Here is a 14774-nt window from a genome sequence, read left to right as displayed (position 1 = left end):
GCTCATAAAACCATTCAGGTTTAGTGAGTCCCGGTCTTACCTGTTTTTGTCATCACGCTGGTTGCCAGAGTAACCTTTCTGCATTCATCCTTTTGTTAAAAGTTAATGTTTGTCAGTGGCCGCTTTTAGTCTGGCCTGACACTGACGTGCGCCTTGTCGTATTCACACTGGTGAGCCGCTATCGCCCAGACTGTCCGGGCCAGTTTGTTCGCCATCGCCACGATGGCCACACTGGTCGGGCATCGTTTTTTGAGTTCCGTGATCCAGGGCAAAGGTTCTTTTGTCAGTAATGCAGCCGCACGAGCACCATGGATAAACAGGGTCCTCATATAGGTATCTCCGCGTTTACTTATCCCCAGCAGGCGGATTTTTCCGCCTGAACCTGTCTGTTTCGGAACAAGTCCGATATAAGCAGAAAACTCTCGTCCCGATTTAAACGCGGAGGCTTCTCCCATTGTGGCCACCGCAGCCGTGGCAATTAGCGGCCCCACGCCGGGTATTTTCAGCAGCCGCTGACAGGTTTCATTCTGCCTGGCCACGCTGACAAGCTGTTTTTCGATGCTATTTATCTGTGAATCCAACTCACCCAGCCTGTTGTACTGGTCCTCCAGCACGGTGATAAGGTACGGAGGAAGACGTATCTTCAGTCGTTCCAGTGCTGCCGGTAACTCTTTGTCCAACGCTGCCCGGCCTTTGTGGAGGGTTTCACCAAATTCCAGGAGCGTACCGTGCAGGGCATTAATTTGTGCGGTTCTGAACTTGACCAGTTGCCTGCGTGAACGATGCAGAACCAGTACTGACTGTTGTTCTTCTGTTTTGACGGCTATCGCCTTACCGGGCTGTTGTACCGCCATCCAGATAGCGCGGGCATCCATCACGTCATTTTTGTTGCCCATCAGGAACGCCTTAACAAACCGGGCCTGCATCAGTCGTACCTTATGCCCCTGTTTTGTCAGTTCTCGTGCCCAGTGCTGAGAGCCACCACAGGCCTCCATACCAATCAGGCAAGGTTCCCGGTTACTGAAGAAAGTCAGAAAATCCTGGCTACGTACCTGCTTATCAATCACTTCGCCAGTGTGCTCATTGATGAAGTGGAGCTGAATCAGATGTTTTGCGATATCAACGCCAATCGGTGTATATTTCATGTCGTGGAGTCTCCAGTCACTGGGAGCACTACGCATCCCGTATTGAGCACAATGATGCCGGAAATCTGTGAGGCTTCACACCTCCCCCTTCATCGTCGTGCTCCAGATTAAATGAATGGGGCGCGTTCATTACATTTCCTTTTAGTGATAAACCTTGCGCTCAGGAGTTGCCAGCCCAAAGAAGGTTAACCAGACCGTTACTGGCATTCCTCAAGGCTTACCCTGAAAGGTTCTTTGGTCGTGCGTCGAGCGTGACGCGGTGAAAGGTAGAGATAAGAAGCCACCAGACCGTATGCGTTGGGTACGCGATGAGAACGGAAATGATGGCAGGGGTTATTGCTTTAACCACTCAAGGGAATGGGTAAAGGAATATTGTGTTTAGTTTCAAAGGGTAACTAATTGTTAAGCATTATTCGCTTGTTATTGGGGAAAGATGAGTTTATGTGTTGTTATGAATATGTGGCTTTTGTTGGAGGTGGTTATTATGTCCCAACAACATCAAGATTGTTTTAATTTGCTAAGGCCGCGTATCAGGCGGTATCAACGGCCAGATGGAGTTATGTCATTACAGGTACAAGGTACTGCGGCTATTATAATGGCAATGGGTAACCATGTGGGCATTCAGAATATGGGCCAGATGATGCATGAATTGGGATTCACTGTAATTCATGGTCAAATTGTCTTGCTTCCACATCCCTTTGATATAGACATGGTTTATTATGAGCGGAATGTAATCAGACCCTTATCTGCTGATAATACTGGCAGATTAAATTTTGCCTTTATCGTACAAAGAACTCAGGATGTTCATGAGCAAGTTAATGCTTATGCAGCTTTGTATCGCCACTTGCCACCTACCCCCTAAAACTCAGGGGGTTAGACACTGCCCCCTGACATATTCCTGCAACCCCAGTCTCATTTGCTCTGAGGTGGGGCAGGGCAATCGCATCTAAAATTCATTGACAATGGTTTAATTTCATGTCGTTATGCAGCTTTTAAATCCATCCTTATGTCCTCTGTCAGCCCTTTGTTACAGCATTTTGCCTCACTTGAAGATCCCCGAGTTCAACGAACTCAGTTGCATAGTTTGGAAAATATCCTGACTATCGCCATCTGCGCTGTGATTTGTGGCGCTGAAGGTTGGGTCGAAATTGAAGAGTTTGGCGAATCTAAACAGGATTTCTTTACCCAACTGCTTGATCTCACTAATGGCATTCCCTCTCACGATACCTTTGGTCGTGTCTTTGCTGCACTTGATGCGCAGGCTTTTGCCGACTGTTTCACCTCCTGGATATCTACGCTGCCACAAGGAGTTGATCAGGATATCATCGCTATTGATGGCAAAACCATGCGCCGGTCACTCGATAAAGCCAACGGCAAGGCGGCAATCCATCTGGTCAGCGCCTTTGCCTGTACCAATCGCTTAGTTCTGGGACAAGTGAAAGTGGAGAGTAAATCCAATGAAATCACCGCTATTCCTGAGTTACTTCGACGATTGGTTTTGTCTGGAAGTCTGGTGACTATCGATGCCATGGGATGCCAGAAAGCGATTGCTCATCAATTACATGAAGCGGGCGCGGATTACGTACTGAGCCTGAAAGAAAATCATCCCGGCCTGTATAATGATGTCAGCCATTATTTCGATTATGTCTCATCCCAACCGGAGCGCCTGAGCGAATATGAAGACGTGGATGCCGGACATGGCCGCATTGAGCGACGCACAGTACAAATGACCCATGTTGATTGGTTGCCGGAAAAGGCGTGCTGGTGTGGTTTACACAGCATAATACGGGTGATCCGCGAACGCTATGTAGGAAATGAAGTGAGCCGGGAGAGCTGTTATTTTATCAGCACTTTACGTCCGACAGAGGCTCAACGGGCAGCGACAGCGATCCGCAGTCACTGGCAAATAGAAACGCAACTCCATTGGTGTCTGGATATTGCTTTTAATGAAGATCAGCAGCGGATGCGGGAAGGCAATGCAGCCGCCAATATGGCATTACTCAATAAAATCGCGTTGAATTTACTGCGCTTAGCTCCCACCAAAGCGGGAATTAAAGCACGCCGTAAACGGGCTGGTTGGGATGGTGAATATCTACTTACAGTACTGGGCAAAGCGCATCAAATTTAGATGCGATTGCCTTGTGAGGTGGGGGTCGTTTATGAATACTGTTCCTCAGCCCAGTTTTTCCAGTCAAAGTCACATTCACATTTACCAGCGCTATCCTGAAATTCAGCATCCAGGCCACATGTCGGACAGCAAGGTACTTCAACTGTTATTTTTGTTCCTACCGGCCAGCGCTTAACGTCAAACGTAATTTTGTCTGCAGTGTCAGATTCCATATCGCCATCGCAAGAAATTTCAATAAACGACTTGTGTTCATCACTGGCATAAACGTCTGCTTTTACTTCACCCCATGACGCTGTTTTGTATTTAATATCCCTAATTCCCATAGCCATGCCTCACTTCGCTGCTCACATACTCCTGCAAATACCTTAATTTTGCCCGGTCGTTAATGATGCCTTCTCGGATATCGAGAACAGTTGATCCAGTTTCTCCAGTGAGTTCGACGGGGGTTGCATCGACCATGCCGCTGGAGGCAACGGTTTCAGACACGGGACAGATGGCTTTGATGCGCAGCTTGCGACGACCAGCGGCAACATCAGCCCGAAGAATATCGATTTCAGTCTTGGCATGGGCGAGTTCCTGTGTGTGAGTCTTGTCCAGTTCTGCAAGGTGCTGGATGCGTTCTTGCTGCTGATTTATTGCGATAACCTGCGTTTGGTATTTAGTGTTCAGGTCATCGTAATCTTTGGCCTTTTGCTGATACTTACCTTGGTAGTAAAAAATTAGCCAGACACTCAATATCGCCAAACCGAGAGACAAAAAGTGCGGGTTTAGCCACTTCATAACATCTCAAACGCTTTTTCAAACGTTGCCTCAGAATAAGGTTGCTCGCCGTTCTCGTGGTAGATAATAGATTTAGCCAGGGCAATCAGCGTCGTTTTGTTCACTTCAATGACTTGGTGAGGATCAACCCCCAGAGACTGAGCAACACCCTTAATATAGGCTGAGGTGTTGTTTTCATTGGTGGGTGCCCAACGATTTATCATCTTGGCTACACTCTTGTAACCGTTACCGTGGTAATTGATAAGCAGTTTTATCAGTGCCCGGATACCATATTCAGGCGATTCAAACCGACAGAACCGCTTTTCAATACTTAGGTCATGCGGCAACTGACCCTGCCACTTATTCGCGGGGTTATGGTCAATGTTGCCGGGGTTGTTATTGCGTAGGCCTCTGGTCATCTGTTCACCCCGAATTTGTTTTTGAAGAAGGTAAAGACAGCATCAAAAATAGAGCCAATCTTCTTGGTGCCCAAAAAGCCAATGAGGACACCGAAGAACTGGGCGAGACTCAGGGGCAGTTGCGCATATTCCAGCGCGTTAATAATCCCGACACTGATCGCCGCACAAATAAAGGCTTCTACTAACGAGGCTGTCCAGCTTGAACCGTCCCTTTTCTCTCGGGCAAGGGCGGTCGATGCCGCCAGAAACATCCCGCCAAGAAAGGGCGCATTGATAATTAACCAGTCCCAAACGTGAGACCAGAATTCCGCGTCTTTTTCAGTCATGCGCATATTCCACCCCATTGAGCAATGGGCGTCCGTGGGGTGAAATAGGTTCGCCCCTGTGAGTAGGTTAAAAGTAATTCATCGATACTTAAGGTATGTTGTTAGATCAGCCAAATATTAACCAAACGGGGGGATGGCTGATTACCTCTGTAAAAGGAAAAAAATGAACTCCGAAAAAATATTGCCTGAATTACATCTTCTAGCCAAAATCGGTGCACTAGAATCTATAGTCACTGCTATGCTAAATATAACAGGAGAAAAGGATAAAGAAGCTATAAAGCATAGCCTCACCACATCCATAAACTCTACAAAACAGGAAGCTATCAAACGTGGTATCCCTGACGACCAGCTACATACTTTAAATCTAATTCATGATCAAATCTGCAAAATGCTTAAAGCAGGCGGGATATTAATTCCGCATTCTGAAGAATAGCATTGGCGTTAATATTTATTGATTCTTGTAATAAATAATCCCAACATTGCTTTTCAGTTTTAGCTTGAACCAGAGCATGCTCAAGGGCGGTAATAATTTTTTGCTGTGTACCGTCCTTTATGTACCCGGTCGATGCCATTCCTTCCCCTTTATCCTCATCGCGATACCAGATTGTTTCGCCGTTAAATTCTACTGATATTTTCATCATTCACCTCACGAGTGAGTTAATAGGTTATTAGAAGAAGGAGTTCGCTCAATTTGAGCGGCAATTAATTATTATCTGATTTGGTAGTAATTGAAGAGCGCTTATCTGTAATCGTAATGTATGAAGGGATATCTGATTCATCACCTACACATAAGTCAAGACACCCTTTATTACTGTAATGACCTATCGTTCCATTTAAAGTTATAGATACTCCTTTATCTGATAGTGTTAATATCATAATTTTTGAACAATTTATCATAACAACCTCCGTTTAACTGATTGAATTAGTTCCGATATCGGATTAATTTCAAGTAGTTAGGATGGTGAATTGGACTAATAACCAATATCGAGCGCCCAAATATAGACGCTCTGTATTGATCATCCGGCCTGACTTACTGATTGACCTCGACAGACCGTGCGAACAGTGTCACCCGTCAGAGTGGTTATGTAAGCTTGATCTGTTTTTTTGATGTCGTGATTAATCAGGTTGCCGTTCTGGCTATTCTCGACACGGGCAATGACACCCTCAGCGACATCTTTCGGGTAAAACTCCAGACGGTACATGTCCCCCAAGATCCATGACTCTTCTACTGAACGACCGTTTCTTTCTGTGATTAGTTTTAATGCGTACATGGTTAATTTCCTCATTGCGTCGGTAATAAAAAAGGCCACCTAAGTGACCTTTTGCTGATATCAAATTCATCTTTCATGGATGCTCTCTATACCAATCCGAGGTGTTGCTCGAAATGGTTGTAAACTCAACGCTGACAACTGTTCGTTTAACGCAGGTGAAATATTAACGTATATCCCGCTCAGGCGGTGGCGACTAACACCTGAATAGACAAGCCGGAAATCAGTACCGGCCACCACACCACCAAAATCAATTTGCGGAGGAAATTATGAATTCACGACAACGTTATAAATTGAGACGGAAGCAAAACCGTATGGAAGCTCGGGCTACTGCTCCCAGAACGACCGAGGAAATCTGGGACTCAATCATTAAACCAGTAGACGAAATTGACGTACTGACGCAACTGATGATTGGATTGAAGAAAGATATCAAGGACGACAATAACGGCGGCTCTTGCTGCATGAGTGAAGCAGCCCTTTACTCAACCAAGCAAAGAGCTAGTAATCGGATACTGGAGTCAGGCGGGGTGACGGCGAGGGGGTGATATGAAAGACATAGAACGGATTGATTCAATGATCGCAATACTGCGAAATCTGAAAACGGATTTGAAGAGACTCAAAAAACTGAGTGCAATGGATTATAGAGACCTGTCACCTAAACAGGCTCAGAAAAGAGCCACTGACGCTGATTGGATTGGGATGGATAATATCAAGAGGCGACATGAATTACATGCTCTGGCAGTAGAGTTAGGATTTGCGGATTATCGAGAAAAATATGATGAAATTGAATTAACTGATGGCTGGCATAGATTTACGCACAAACCAAGAGAGCCGCACACCAATTAACTAACTCCAGCTCATTTCCGAGTGGGCTGTGGTGAGTTAATAATAGGAGTCTAATAATGCTGGAATATACATTAAAAATAAAATTAATATCCGATGGTAATAGGGATGTCAAATTAAGTACAGAAAGCAATTTAGAAGGAAAGCCATCAATTTACTTTGCTAGATTTATACTGGCATTTCAGGACTTAGTGCAAAATGGTTTGCCGTCTCACGGGGAGCTTTCAGCGAAAATAGCAGGGTTAGAGGAAAGCATCATTAATTGTGATTGTAATGAAGATGAGTAATTAACAGCCTCGCCAATGCGGGGCTTTTTATTAGCTGAATAATAGGAGAAATTATGGATTGGATTAAATGTTCTGACAGGTTGCCTGATATTTATGCAGATATCCTGTTTATTAGAAACGGCTGTAATGATGTTCATATTGGTTATCTCTCAGATACTCTTGATGTTTTTTATTCATATTCTGACGATGGATTATTCGATATTGAATGCATAACCCACTGGATGGAATTACCCGAACCCCCGACAGGAGAATAACAATGACTAAACATATTCACGCCGATTTAATGATGAAAGCGGCGGAGATTGCGCAGGAAAATGAAAATTGGTGGGAGCATTTCCAATGCCGGGGAAAAACGCTCAAAGCGTGGCGAGATTGTCAATATGAGCTGAGTTTCGTGCCTGATATTTAATACCGCCTCAAGCCCTGCACTGTTCGGATAGGTAATTTCGACGTTCCTGAGCCAGTGCGGGAACCGTTGAGTATCGGCCAGAAGTATTTTTGGCCACGCATTTTTTTATCATTATCTGAAGTTTTATATGGACGTTGCGATTGGGCGGGAGATTCGTGTGATGACACCAGATTAAAACGCGGCCTAATCCACCTCGACAGCGAATCCGCCGAACTGCACGCCATGGCACTGATTGCTCTGACCGCAAAAAAATGATTCCAAATAGTTTCTATTATTACTCACTCACCATTCTTACAGTCATTTTTATTTTACTCATCGCAAGATAACAACCATGCAAATCAACAGACACCTTCTCTGTCAGGCGCAGTCACTGGCAGGGATGGCCTGTCGCCTACATTGTGACGATGTCTGGTGGCTGGCTATGGAAATACTCAAACGAAGTTACGGGAGGTAATTATGGCATTAGAAATTGATCTCAATGATGGTCGGTTCAGCACTAAATCTAACGGACGAGGCGGAACCATCATAATCGTTGATGATGATACCAAATACCAATTGGTAGGCAACGGCAGGGATATTATGCTCAATACCCCTGGTTTAGAACGCGAGGACATTATTTCAGTTCTCAATGACCATTACGGGAGGTCGCATGAGACAGTTCGACCATACGCGAAATTGAACGGGCATATCAACACTATATCAATGAATATCGTATTCCAGATGATCATCAAATTATCGTCAATTTCTCAGCGGGGAAAGATTCGACCGCCACATTAGCCGTTGCCTCTCACCTGTTCGGTGACCGAGTACGCGGTGTCATGGCAGACACGGACAATGAACACACATCAACAATTGAATATGCCCGCAACATACACGAGCAAATTGGATGCGCTCCCGTGGAGGTAGTGAAACGGATTTACACACAGGTAAATTTTGATAAGCGCCGGGCAGCTATTAATAAAAACTGGCGTAAACGTCAGGTTATCAAAATGGGGGCATACAGAGGAATAACAATGCCGTCACTGGCACGTACGGATACGAAATTTGCCTCTGCATGGAGGCAAACGGCGGCACGTTGGGGAATTGAGTACGAAACGCCATTAGATGCAGCATTATCAGTCATGAAACCGAGCGGTAACTCATTTCTGGATGCCTGTCTGTTGCACGGGAAATTTCCAATGTTACGTGACAGGTTCTGCACGGATGAGCTGAAAATCCAGATTGTTTACGACAAGGTACTCACACCTCTCATTAATGAGGGTGAGGTTATCGTTCAGTGGTCGGGCGTCCGTGCTGACGAATCGACCAAGCGAGCGGGCTACAACAGATTTGAGCCAGACCGACGCAATGATGGATATCTCTATAATTTTCTCCCCATTCATTCATGGACAGCAACGGATGTTTTTGCCCTGCATAAATATTTGGGTATCAACCCCAATCCACTCTATTTACAGGGAGCAGATAGAGTGGGCTGCATGAATTGCGTGCTCTGTTCAAAATCAGAAATTGCAGAAACAGCCGCTCGTTGGCCTGAATATATCGATAAACATCGGGCGTGGGAGCTGATGGTCAGACTGACCTCTCGCTGGGTGCATTGGATGAGCGTTGGCACATTCAGTCAGCAATGGATGCGTAAATTCACTCATAGCAAACTCGGCTCCGCTGTTCAGTTCTACGGATTGACGCCAAATGTGCAGCACATTGACTGGTCGGCATTCTATGGCACTCGCGGCGGTATGGGTGCACCCAGTGTTGATGATGTTGTGGAATGGGCGAAAACAGGCAGGGGGGGCAGGTTTACGATTTAGTTGTTGCCAGTCTCGATACCAACGTTTGCTCGTCTAAATACGGGCTATGCGAATAACTAACTACGCTGCTATGCGGCGGGAGGATAGTATTATGCAACATACACCGGAGAACCCCGACCCCAGAGCAATACAACGCGTCAATGATCCCCTCCCTATTCCGACCCACTGCCACTATTGTTGCGGCACAGTTCGCACGGCCCATCATCAGGAAATATTCGAGCGCATTCTGAATGATAGCCGCTGGCCGTGGCTCTATATCTGCAACTCATGCGGTGCCCGTGTCGGTATGCATCCGGGCACTGATATACCACTGGGGCAATTAGCAGACTGCCGGACACGGTTCGCCAGACGGAACAGTAAGCAACATTTCGAAGCGATGTGCAATGCCCTGAACATGGAACGCACGGACGCGTACCGCTGGTTAGCATGGAGGCTGGGTATCAGTTCCGCCAAATGTCATTTCGGCTGGTTTGATACTGATATGTGTAATAAAGCAGCGAATATATGCAGGGGGTTTAAATAATGAGAAATAAACGTCGTTTTAATTTGTGGCAATGGATGTGGTTGCAAGCCTGGAATTTATCAGAATGGAGCGGAATAGGTTTAGGCCATTTTGCCCGTGGGTATTTCATCAAATGATTGGGTGCAATTATCCAGTGAAGAAAATTAAATCAGGTGATAATAATGGCTAAAATAATTTATGGGGGTGCATTCAGCATTAAATATAATCACCTGCCAAATTCTCAAAGCAGCGATTACGTCACCTTGTGTGGCATTTCGCATGAATACATTCAGGATGGGAAATTAAAAACCGGACGGGCGGATTGCCCTTTTTGCATTGAAATAGCCAGAGTTGTTTTTGAATCATGCTCCCGTGGTGAATTAGAGGATAGCAAAAATGAACAATGATGTTATGACTAATTCAGATGTATACCAATCAACTGCAATGAAAACCACTAGCGACATATATTTCTGTTATGTAACCAGAAATGGAAATATAAATAAAATAAAAATCAATGGCTATCATTTTGATAATGAGATGTCAGTTGAGAAATTTGCTCCAATAACCATTCCTGAGAAACATATCCGCATTCTGCGCTGTAGATGCGGTTCTAATGATTGGGGGGAGGATGGACGTTATATTAACGAATATTGTTGCAACGACTGTGGGCAATATATCACTGTTTATTAAAGGAGAATCAGAAATGAGCAATAATTTGATTGAGAAAATAAATACAACATTGGAATCAGCCGAGGAATTTAAATCGGGAGGTGTCAGTACAATAACATTAGATTTGGATGTCTATATTACAATATTAAAACGTCTGGCCAAATATGAAAACATGGAACCTGTGGCGTGGCGGGATATAATGACTGGGGAAATATATACAGAATATCCCGAATCAAATAAAACTCAATATCTAGCCCTCCTGTACTACCACCCCAACAAATAGAGAACCCTCATGGATATTATCGACGCAGCGAATGATTTAACCGAGCTGAATCTATCCCATGCACTCCAGAACCGGACGCCACCATTAACCAGTATCAACGGGATGTGCCGATGGTGTGAGACAGAGCCAGCGGAACACGGAGCATTCTGTAGCCGGGAGTGCGGGGAGGATTATGAGCGATTACGGAGGCAGTAACACCCCCAAAGAATTTCGCGACCTCTGGCAAACTCCACGCCCATTATTTACAGCACTCAATTTAGAGTTTGATTTTTATTTAGATGCCGCCGCCTCAGATAATAACACTCTGTGCACCCATTATCTCACGGAACGAGATAATGCACTGGAGTGTGACTGGGTGAGTTACGGCTCTATATTCTGCAATCCGCCGTATTCAAATATTACGCCGTGGGTAGAGAAAGCAGCGATTGAGTGCCGGAAACAATGCCAGTCTATTGTTATGTTAGTCCCCTCTGATACCTCGGTCGGCTGGTTTAAATTGGCACTGGAAACCGTGGATGAGGTGAGATTAATAACAGGTGGCCGAATTTCATTTATTAATGCAGAAACACAAAAAACAGTAAACGGAAATAATAAAGGCAGCCTCTTATTAATTTGGCGTCCATTTATTACCCCACGAAAATCAATAACCACAGTGGATAAAAACTATCTATTTAATATTGGTAATGAACAATTGAGGAAAATAGCATGAAAGTAGAAATCAGTATTAGTCATGGTGAAATTTGTGAATACGGCGGTTTTCTAGATACTGTACCAGAAAGTGAATATCAAGAAATTATCCAAAATGACATTAAAATTATTTTGGAAAACGCAGGATTTCAGACAATAACAATGGACGATATCACCGTCAATATTACTAATGCCTAACGTACTCGAAAACGGACGACGACAGGTGGCAAGGGAGTGCCAACAAGGGGAAATAAATGAGGTGCACCCATTGCAATAAAGAACTCGATTTCGAAGAGGCGTATTACTATGAAAATTCCTGCGAACAATGCGAACGGCATTTCGAGTTAGCACAGAGTAGAAACAGTAGGATTAAATTAATCAGGATGAGGTTTAGGTTGTATTTCAGGAAGATTATTAATCGATTTAGATAAACCAAAAGCCAACCGGAGCGGATCATGAGATTCATCATTCGCGGTGCTGTTACGTCCGAAAGAGGAAGAAAAACATGGTAAATCATGATTGTGCGGTCATTACCGATACAGAAATGATAGAGCTGACCGGGTATCAAAAACCATCTAAACAGTGCAAGGCTTTGGAGGATGCTGGTATATTCTTCCTTAAACGGCCGGATGGTCGCCCTCGTACCACATGGGGGCATTTCAATAAACCACTCTCCAAATTATCTCACCCCGTATTCATTGAAGAACCTGATTTCGGAGCAATGTAGCTATGGCAGGAAAAAGGAAGAACCCCGCAGATAACTGGATGCCTCCCCGGGTGTTTCGTGGGAGGTCTGCGTACGAATTCAAGCACCCAGATGGCCGCACAATACGTCTATGTGCTCTGAGCGTCGATAAATCCGTTGTATGGAACCATTATGAACAGTTAGTGAACGAGGAAAAAAATACTTTTACTTACGGATCACTGGTAGATGATTTTTTACATTCAGCGGATTTTATCGAGCTGGCAAAAGATACGCAGAGTGACTATCGGAAGTATTCAAAAAAGATCGTTCCGGTTTTCGGCAAGATGAATCCAAACAACATTAGACCCGATCATATCCGAAAATACATGGATAAGAGAGGATTACAGAGCAGGACACAGGCTAACAGGGAAAAATCTTTTATGTCGAGGGTGTTCCGTTGGGGATACGAACGCGGATTGGTGAAGAAAAACCCATGTCAGGGTGTTAAACAGTACCGAGAAAACTCACGGGAACGCTATATCACAGATGCAGAGTATCAAGCACTTTATGAAGTATCCCCTACTGTTATTCAGGTTGCAATGGAGATCGCTTACCTTTGTTGCGCAAGGCAAAAAGATATTTTAGCACTGAGTAAATCTCAACTCATGGAAGCAGGAATTTATATCAAACAACACAAGACAGGAAAAAGTCAGATAAAGGGCTGGTCTGAACGATTAAGGAAAGCTATCAAGCTGGCTAATTCTTTGCCACTGAAAGAAGGCCTGCACAGCCTGTATGTCATCCACCAAGCCAACGGTAAGATATATTCCAGAGATGGATTTAATAGCCGATGGCTCAAAGCCAAAGAAATTGCCGCACAGAAATATCCTGAATTACATTTCAACTTTACCTTTCACGATTTGAAAGCAAAAGGCATCTCTGATCTGGAAGGAACTCTACAAGAAAAACAAGCTATTTCAGGCCACAAAGATATCGGTCAAACAGCCCGATATGACAGAAAAACTGAAATTGTTCCCGTGGTAGGTAATCAGAAAAAGTGATTATTAATTCAAAATAGGAAAATTATCTTATGAAGGTATCTTCTGAAAATGTTCTGAAAGGTGATTTAAGTCATAAAAAAAGCCACCTTTACGGTGGCTCTTTCTTAACGCTAACTTGCTGATACTTAAGCAAGTTTTTATATGGTGCCAGGGCGGGACTAGTAAAATAAGTTAGTTAATTGAATTAGTTGAATTTATTTTTATTTATTGATTTTATGCCCCTTTTTGTGCCCCTCAAATATTTTGTTTTTAATTTAACTTAAGATTCTGATTTTACTATAAATAAATGTGACTCGGTATGTCTATTTTAGTATTAAGATTTCTGATTATATAAGAAGATAACAAAATTTTTAATGAGTAAGAAAGTAGCTTAAAAAGAGATATTTTCATAGATTTCCTGCTCTAGAGTTATCTGTTTAGGTAAGAATTTTTAAATCACATATAACTGTATTTATGCAAATACTTAAAAATCATTTACACCCGCCGTTATTATATTTATAAGTAATTATTTCATGATGAACATTGTATTTTTTTAATCAAATAATGGTATATATTCAATGGTTAAAAATTAAGGTCGGTTTTTTTATCTTAGGAATAGTAGCCAATGATACCAGAAATAGTTTCGGCAAAAATTTTAGTTAACTGTGCAAGGCATTGTAGCCTTTGTCGACAGTTTGTTCCCTTGAATATTCAAGTTCATCATATTGTTGAGCAGTGTAATGGAGGAACTCACGAAGAAGATAATTTGATTCCAGTGTGTGCTAATTGTCATACAGCAATACACACAAGGATGGGGATGACTAAAAATTTTAGCAAAAGAGAATTAAAAGGACATAGAGATAAAGTTTATGAGATGGTAGAAAAAGGGCTGCTCCCGATAAAAAATCAGGTTATAACTGGAGAATTACAATCTATTTCGGCAGCTATTATTGAAGCATTAAAATATAAAAAACAAGAAGTAAAGTTATCAAATATTGCAATTGAATTATTGCTTTCCGCAGTCAGTAATTCATCAATTATAAAGATAGATAGAATAGAAAACCATTTTTACTTGGCTACTGATGATATTGTTTTACCCTCTAAAATTACAAAAGAAAACATGCAATACCCTGATGTAATATTGGAGTTAATTGAAAATGGATATATAACATTAACTGGAAATATGGCTGAAATTACCATCCAAGGAGTTACATATGTTCAAAGCATTATTGAAAAAACCTCAAAATACATTGAAAAAAAAATTAAGTGTTTAAAATGTGGGTTGCATTTTTCAATTTACACTTGGCATGAAGGATTACACAATTCTGGAACTCTTCATTGCCCTGAATGTGGACAGTCTGATAACTCATTTATTATTTGGGCACAAAGGAAATATGGCTTTATTTCTCAAAAAGTTCCCGGTAATGCCATGATATGGGATAGTGGAAATCAGAAGTAGCATTGCAAATTTTTTGTATTTGTGGGGTAAGTAATAACCCCACGTAGATATCTTATT

Annotated in this window: 27 protein-coding genes; 20 read left to right on the top strand and 7 right to left on the bottom strand. The window is 43.1% G+C overall.

What is annotated here, in order from left to right:
- Positions 1 to 125: 125 nt before the first annotated feature.
- Positions 126 to 1145, bottom strand: coding sequence for an IS110 family RNA-guided transposase (locus AC5JQI_RS08075; protein ID WP_010848889.1), 1020 nt, complete (start codon positions 1143 to 1145; stop codon positions 126 to 128).
- 484 nt (positions 1146 to 1629) lie between these two features.
- Here AC5JQI_RS08075 and AC5JQI_RS08070 point away from each other — a divergent pair, with 484 nt between their 5' ends.
- Positions 1630 to 2007, top strand: coding sequence for a hypothetical protein (locus AC5JQI_RS08070; protein ID WP_493914331.1), 378 nt, complete (start codon positions 1630 to 1632; stop codon positions 2005 to 2007).
- A 144-nt stretch (positions 2008 to 2151) separates the two neighbouring features.
- A complete protein-coding gene (locus AC5JQI_RS08065) occupies positions 2152 to 3273 on the top strand; it encodes an ISAs1 family transposase (protein ID WP_493913926.1) in 1122 nt (373 codons plus the stop codon).
- 29 nt (positions 3274 to 3302) lie between these two features.
- On the opposite strand, the gene AC5JQI_RS08060 is transcribed toward AC5JQI_RS08065, so the two are convergent.
- From AC5JQI_RS08060 to AC5JQI_RS08045, 4 genes are read right to left on the bottom strand one after another with little or no spacing between them, the layout of a single operon-like run.
- A complete protein-coding gene (locus tag AC5JQI_RS08060) occupies positions 3303 to 3602 on the bottom strand; it encodes a hypothetical protein (RefSeq protein ID WP_493914330.1) in 300 nt (99 codons plus the stop codon).
- The gene (locus AC5JQI_RS08055; RefSeq protein ID WP_493914329.1) at positions 3586 to 4053 is read right to left on the bottom strand and encodes a lysis protein; all 468 of its coding nucleotides are present in this window, start codon (positions 4051 to 4053) and stop codon (positions 3586 to 3588) included. The genes AC5JQI_RS08060 and AC5JQI_RS08055 overlap by 17 nt, the downstream gene beginning before the upstream one ends.
- Positions 4050 to 4451, bottom strand: coding sequence for a structural protein (locus tag AC5JQI_RS08050; protein ID WP_493914328.1), 402 nt, complete (start codon positions 4449 to 4451; stop codon positions 4050 to 4052). Before AC5JQI_RS08050 ends, AC5JQI_RS08055 begins: the two co-directional genes overlap by 4 nt.
- A complete protein-coding gene (locus AC5JQI_RS08045) occupies positions 4448 to 4777 on the bottom strand; it encodes a phage holin, lambda family (RefSeq protein WP_275384524.1) in 330 nt (109 codons plus the stop codon). The genes AC5JQI_RS08050 and AC5JQI_RS08045 overlap by 4 nt, the downstream gene beginning before the upstream one ends.
- 163 nt (positions 4778 to 4940) lie before the next feature.
- On the opposite strand from AC5JQI_RS08045, the gene AC5JQI_RS08040 reads away from it, so the two are divergent.
- On the top strand, positions 4941 to 5210 hold the full coding sequence (locus tag AC5JQI_RS08040; RefSeq protein ID WP_493914327.1) for a hypothetical protein: 270 nt from the start codon (positions 4941 to 4943) through the stop codon (positions 5208 to 5210).
- On the opposite strand, the gene AC5JQI_RS08035 is transcribed toward AC5JQI_RS08040, so the two are convergent.
- Positions 5170 to 5418 carry an Rrf2 family transcriptional regulator gene (locus AC5JQI_RS08035; protein WP_493914326.1) on the bottom strand — a complete coding sequence of 83 codons (249 nt, stop codon included), beginning with the start codon at positions 5416 to 5418 and terminating at the stop codon, positions 5170 to 5172. The genes AC5JQI_RS08040 and AC5JQI_RS08035 overlap by 41 nt on opposite strands.
- Positions 5419 to 5793: 375 nt before the next feature.
- Positions 5794 to 6048: a hypothetical protein gene (locus tag AC5JQI_RS08030; RefSeq protein ID WP_493914325.1), complete on the bottom strand. Its 255-nt coding sequence runs from the start codon at positions 6046 to 6048 to the stop codon at positions 5794 to 5796.
- A gap of 266 nt (positions 6049 to 6314) precedes the next feature.
- Here AC5JQI_RS08030 and AC5JQI_RS08025 point away from each other — a divergent pair, with 266 nt between their 5' ends.
- The 17 genes from AC5JQI_RS08025 (at position 6315) to AC5JQI_RS07945 (ending at position 14717) form a co-directional block, all read left to right on the top strand.
- The gene (locus tag AC5JQI_RS08025) at positions 6315 to 6590 is read left to right on the top strand and encodes a hypothetical protein (RefSeq protein ID WP_493914324.1); all 276 of its coding nucleotides are present in this window, start codon (positions 6315 to 6317) and stop codon (positions 6588 to 6590) included.
- Between the two features lies 1 nt (position 6591).
- Entirely contained in the window at positions 6592 to 6891 is a 300-nt protein-coding gene (locus tag AC5JQI_RS08020) for a regulator (protein WP_493914323.1), read from the top strand.
- Between the two features lie 56 nt (positions 6892 to 6947).
- Positions 6948 to 7175: a hypothetical protein gene (locus AC5JQI_RS08015; RefSeq protein WP_493914322.1), complete on the top strand. Its 228-nt coding sequence runs from the start codon at positions 6948 to 6950 to the stop codon at positions 7173 to 7175.
- Between the two features lie 53 nt (positions 7176 to 7228).
- Entirely contained in the window at positions 7229 to 7429 is a 201-nt protein-coding gene (locus AC5JQI_RS08010) for a DUF551 domain-containing protein (RefSeq protein ID WP_493914321.1), read from the top strand.
- 2 nt (positions 7430 to 7431) lie between these two features.
- Positions 7432 to 7584 (top strand): hypothetical protein, encoded by a 153-nt coding sequence (locus AC5JQI_RS08005; RefSeq protein ID WP_493914320.1) that lies wholly within the window; start codon positions 7432 to 7434, stop codon positions 7582 to 7584.
- A 456-nt stretch (positions 7585 to 8040) separates the two neighbouring features.
- A complete protein-coding gene (locus tag AC5JQI_RS08000) occupies positions 8041 to 8361 on the top strand; it encodes a hypothetical protein (protein WP_493914319.1) in 321 nt (106 codons plus the stop codon).
- Positions 8250 to 9392, top strand: a complete 1143-nt coding sequence (locus AC5JQI_RS07995; RefSeq protein ID WP_493914638.1) for a phosphoadenosine phosphosulfate reductase domain-containing protein — start codon at positions 8250 to 8252, stop codon at positions 9390 to 9392. Before AC5JQI_RS08000 ends, AC5JQI_RS07995 begins: the two co-directional genes overlap by 112 nt.
- Positions 9393 to 9483: 91 nt before the next feature.
- Positions 9484 to 9915 (top strand): zinc-finger-containing protein, encoded by a 432-nt coding sequence (locus AC5JQI_RS07990; protein ID WP_493914318.1) that lies wholly within the window; start codon positions 9484 to 9486, stop codon positions 9913 to 9915.
- Between the two features lie 161 nt (positions 9916 to 10076).
- A complete protein-coding gene (locus AC5JQI_RS07985) occupies positions 10077 to 10301 on the top strand; it encodes a hypothetical protein (protein WP_493914317.1) in 225 nt (74 codons plus the stop codon).
- On the top strand, positions 10291 to 10584 hold the full coding sequence (locus AC5JQI_RS07980) for a hypothetical protein (protein ID WP_493914316.1): 294 nt from the start codon (positions 10291 to 10293) through the stop codon (positions 10582 to 10584). The genes AC5JQI_RS07985 and AC5JQI_RS07980 overlap by 11 nt, the downstream gene beginning before the upstream one ends.
- A gap of 13 nt (positions 10585 to 10597) precedes the next feature.
- Positions 10598 to 10846 (top strand): hypothetical protein, encoded by a 249-nt coding sequence (locus AC5JQI_RS07975; RefSeq protein ID WP_493914315.1) that lies wholly within the window; start codon positions 10598 to 10600, stop codon positions 10844 to 10846.
- Positions 10847 to 10855: 9 nt separating this feature from the next.
- A complete protein-coding gene (locus AC5JQI_RS07970; RefSeq protein ID WP_493914314.1) occupies positions 10856 to 11041 on the top strand; it encodes a hypothetical protein in 186 nt (61 codons plus the stop codon).
- On the top strand, positions 11019 to 11555 hold the full coding sequence (locus tag AC5JQI_RS07965) for a phage N-6-adenine-methyltransferase (protein ID WP_493914313.1): 537 nt from the start codon (positions 11019 to 11021) through the stop codon (positions 11553 to 11555). Before AC5JQI_RS07970 ends, AC5JQI_RS07965 begins: the two co-directional genes overlap by 23 nt.
- Positions 11552 to 11731 (top strand): hypothetical protein, encoded by a 180-nt coding sequence (locus tag AC5JQI_RS07960; protein ID WP_493914312.1) that lies wholly within the window; start codon positions 11552 to 11554, stop codon positions 11729 to 11731. Before AC5JQI_RS07965 ends, AC5JQI_RS07960 begins: the two co-directional genes overlap by 4 nt.
- A gap of 307 nt (positions 11732 to 12038) precedes the next feature.
- Positions 12039 to 12260 (top strand): DUF4224 domain-containing protein, encoded by a 222-nt coding sequence (locus AC5JQI_RS07955; RefSeq protein ID WP_275364624.1) that lies wholly within the window; start codon positions 12039 to 12041, stop codon positions 12258 to 12260.
- 2 nt (positions 12261 to 12262) lie between these two features.
- The gene (locus AC5JQI_RS07950) at positions 12263 to 13279 is read left to right on the top strand and encodes a tyrosine-type recombinase/integrase (RefSeq protein WP_493914311.1); all 1017 of its coding nucleotides are present in this window, start codon (positions 12263 to 12265) and stop codon (positions 13277 to 13279) included.
- A 604-nt stretch (positions 13280 to 13883) separates the two neighbouring features.
- Positions 13884 to 14717 (top strand): HNH endonuclease, encoded by an 834-nt coding sequence (locus tag AC5JQI_RS07945; protein ID WP_493914310.1) that lies wholly within the window; start codon positions 13884 to 13886, stop codon positions 14715 to 14717.
- Positions 14718 to 14774: the final 57 nt, after the last annotated feature.

This window comes from Xenorhabdus sp. XBWT (assembly GCF_059072735.1).
The sequence above is the reverse complement of the archived record's forward strand: the minus strand, read 5'-3'. Positions and strand labels throughout refer to the sequence as shown.

Coding starts and splice junctions, on each gene's coding strand:
- AC5JQI_RS08075 (WP_010848889.1), bottom strand. CDS start 1,145: ATGAAATATACACCGATTGGCGTTGATATCGCAAAACATCTGATTCAG.
- AC5JQI_RS08070 (WP_493914331.1), top strand. CDS start 1,630: ATGTCCCAACAACATCAAGATTGTTTTAATTTGCTAAGGCCGCGTATC.
- AC5JQI_RS08065 (WP_493913926.1), top strand. CDS start 2,152: ATGTCCTCTGTCAGCCCTTTGTTACAGCATTTTGCCTCACTTGAAGAT.
- AC5JQI_RS08060 (WP_493914330.1), bottom strand. CDS start 3,602: ATGGCTATGGGAATTAGGGATATTAAATACAAAACAGCGTCATGGGGT.
- AC5JQI_RS08055 (WP_493914329.1), bottom strand. CDS start 4,053: ATGAAGTGGCTAAACCCGCACTTTTTGTCTCTCGGTTTGGCGATATTG.
- AC5JQI_RS08050 (WP_493914328.1), bottom strand. CDS start 4,451: ATGACCAGAGGCCTACGCAATAACAACCCCGGCAACATTGACCATAAC.
- AC5JQI_RS08045 (WP_275384524.1), bottom strand. CDS start 4,777: ATGACTGAAAAAGACGCGGAATTCTGGTCTCACGTTTGGGACTGGTTA.
- AC5JQI_RS08040 (WP_493914327.1), top strand. CDS start 4,941: ATGAACTCCGAAAAAATATTGCCTGAATTACATCTTCTAGCCAAAATC.
- AC5JQI_RS08035 (WP_493914326.1), bottom strand. CDS start 5,418: ATGATGAAAATATCAGTAGAATTTAACGGCGAAACAATCTGGTATCGC.
- AC5JQI_RS08030 (WP_493914325.1), bottom strand. CDS start 6,048: ATGTACGCATTAAAACTAATCACAGAAAGAAACGGTCGTTCAGTAGAA.
- AC5JQI_RS08025 (WP_493914324.1), top strand. CDS start 6,315: ATGAATTCACGACAACGTTATAAATTGAGACGGAAGCAAAACCGTATG.
- AC5JQI_RS08020 (WP_493914323.1), top strand. CDS start 6,592: ATGAAAGACATAGAACGGATTGATTCAATGATCGCAATACTGCGAAAT.
- AC5JQI_RS08015 (WP_493914322.1), top strand. CDS start 6,948: ATGCTGGAATATACATTAAAAATAAAATTAATATCCGATGGTAATAGG.
- AC5JQI_RS08010 (WP_493914321.1), top strand. CDS start 7,229: ATGGATTGGATTAAATGTTCTGACAGGTTGCCTGATATTTATGCAGAT.
- AC5JQI_RS08005 (WP_493914320.1), top strand. CDS start 7,432: ATGACTAAACATATTCACGCCGATTTAATGATGAAAGCGGCGGAGATT.
- AC5JQI_RS08000 (WP_493914319.1), top strand. CDS start 8,041: ATGGCATTAGAAATTGATCTCAATGATGGTCGGTTCAGCACTAAATCT.
- AC5JQI_RS07990 (WP_493914318.1), top strand. CDS start 9,484: ATGCAACATACACCGGAGAACCCCGACCCCAGAGCAATACAACGCGTC.
- AC5JQI_RS07985 (WP_493914317.1), top strand. CDS start 10,077: ATGGCTAAAATAATTTATGGGGGTGCATTCAGCATTAAATATAATCAC.
- AC5JQI_RS07980 (WP_493914316.1), top strand. CDS start 10,291: ATGAACAATGATGTTATGACTAATTCAGATGTATACCAATCAACTGCA.
- AC5JQI_RS07975 (WP_493914315.1), top strand. CDS start 10,598: ATGAGCAATAATTTGATTGAGAAAATAAATACAACATTGGAATCAGCC.
- AC5JQI_RS07970 (WP_493914314.1), top strand. CDS start 10,856: ATGGATATTATCGACGCAGCGAATGATTTAACCGAGCTGAATCTATCC.
- AC5JQI_RS07965 (WP_493914313.1), top strand. CDS start 11,019: ATGAGCGATTACGGAGGCAGTAACACCCCCAAAGAATTTCGCGACCTC.
- AC5JQI_RS07960 (WP_493914312.1), top strand. CDS start 11,552: ATGAAAGTAGAAATCAGTATTAGTCATGGTGAAATTTGTGAATACGGC.
- AC5JQI_RS07955 (WP_275364624.1), top strand. CDS start 12,039: ATGGTAAATCATGATTGTGCGGTCATTACCGATACAGAAATGATAGAG.
- AC5JQI_RS07950 (WP_493914311.1), top strand. CDS start 12,263: ATGGCAGGAAAAAGGAAGAACCCCGCAGATAACTGGATGCCTCCCCGG.
- AC5JQI_RS07945 (WP_493914310.1), top strand. CDS start 13,884: ATGATACCAGAAATAGTTTCGGCAAAAATTTTAGTTAACTGTGCAAGG.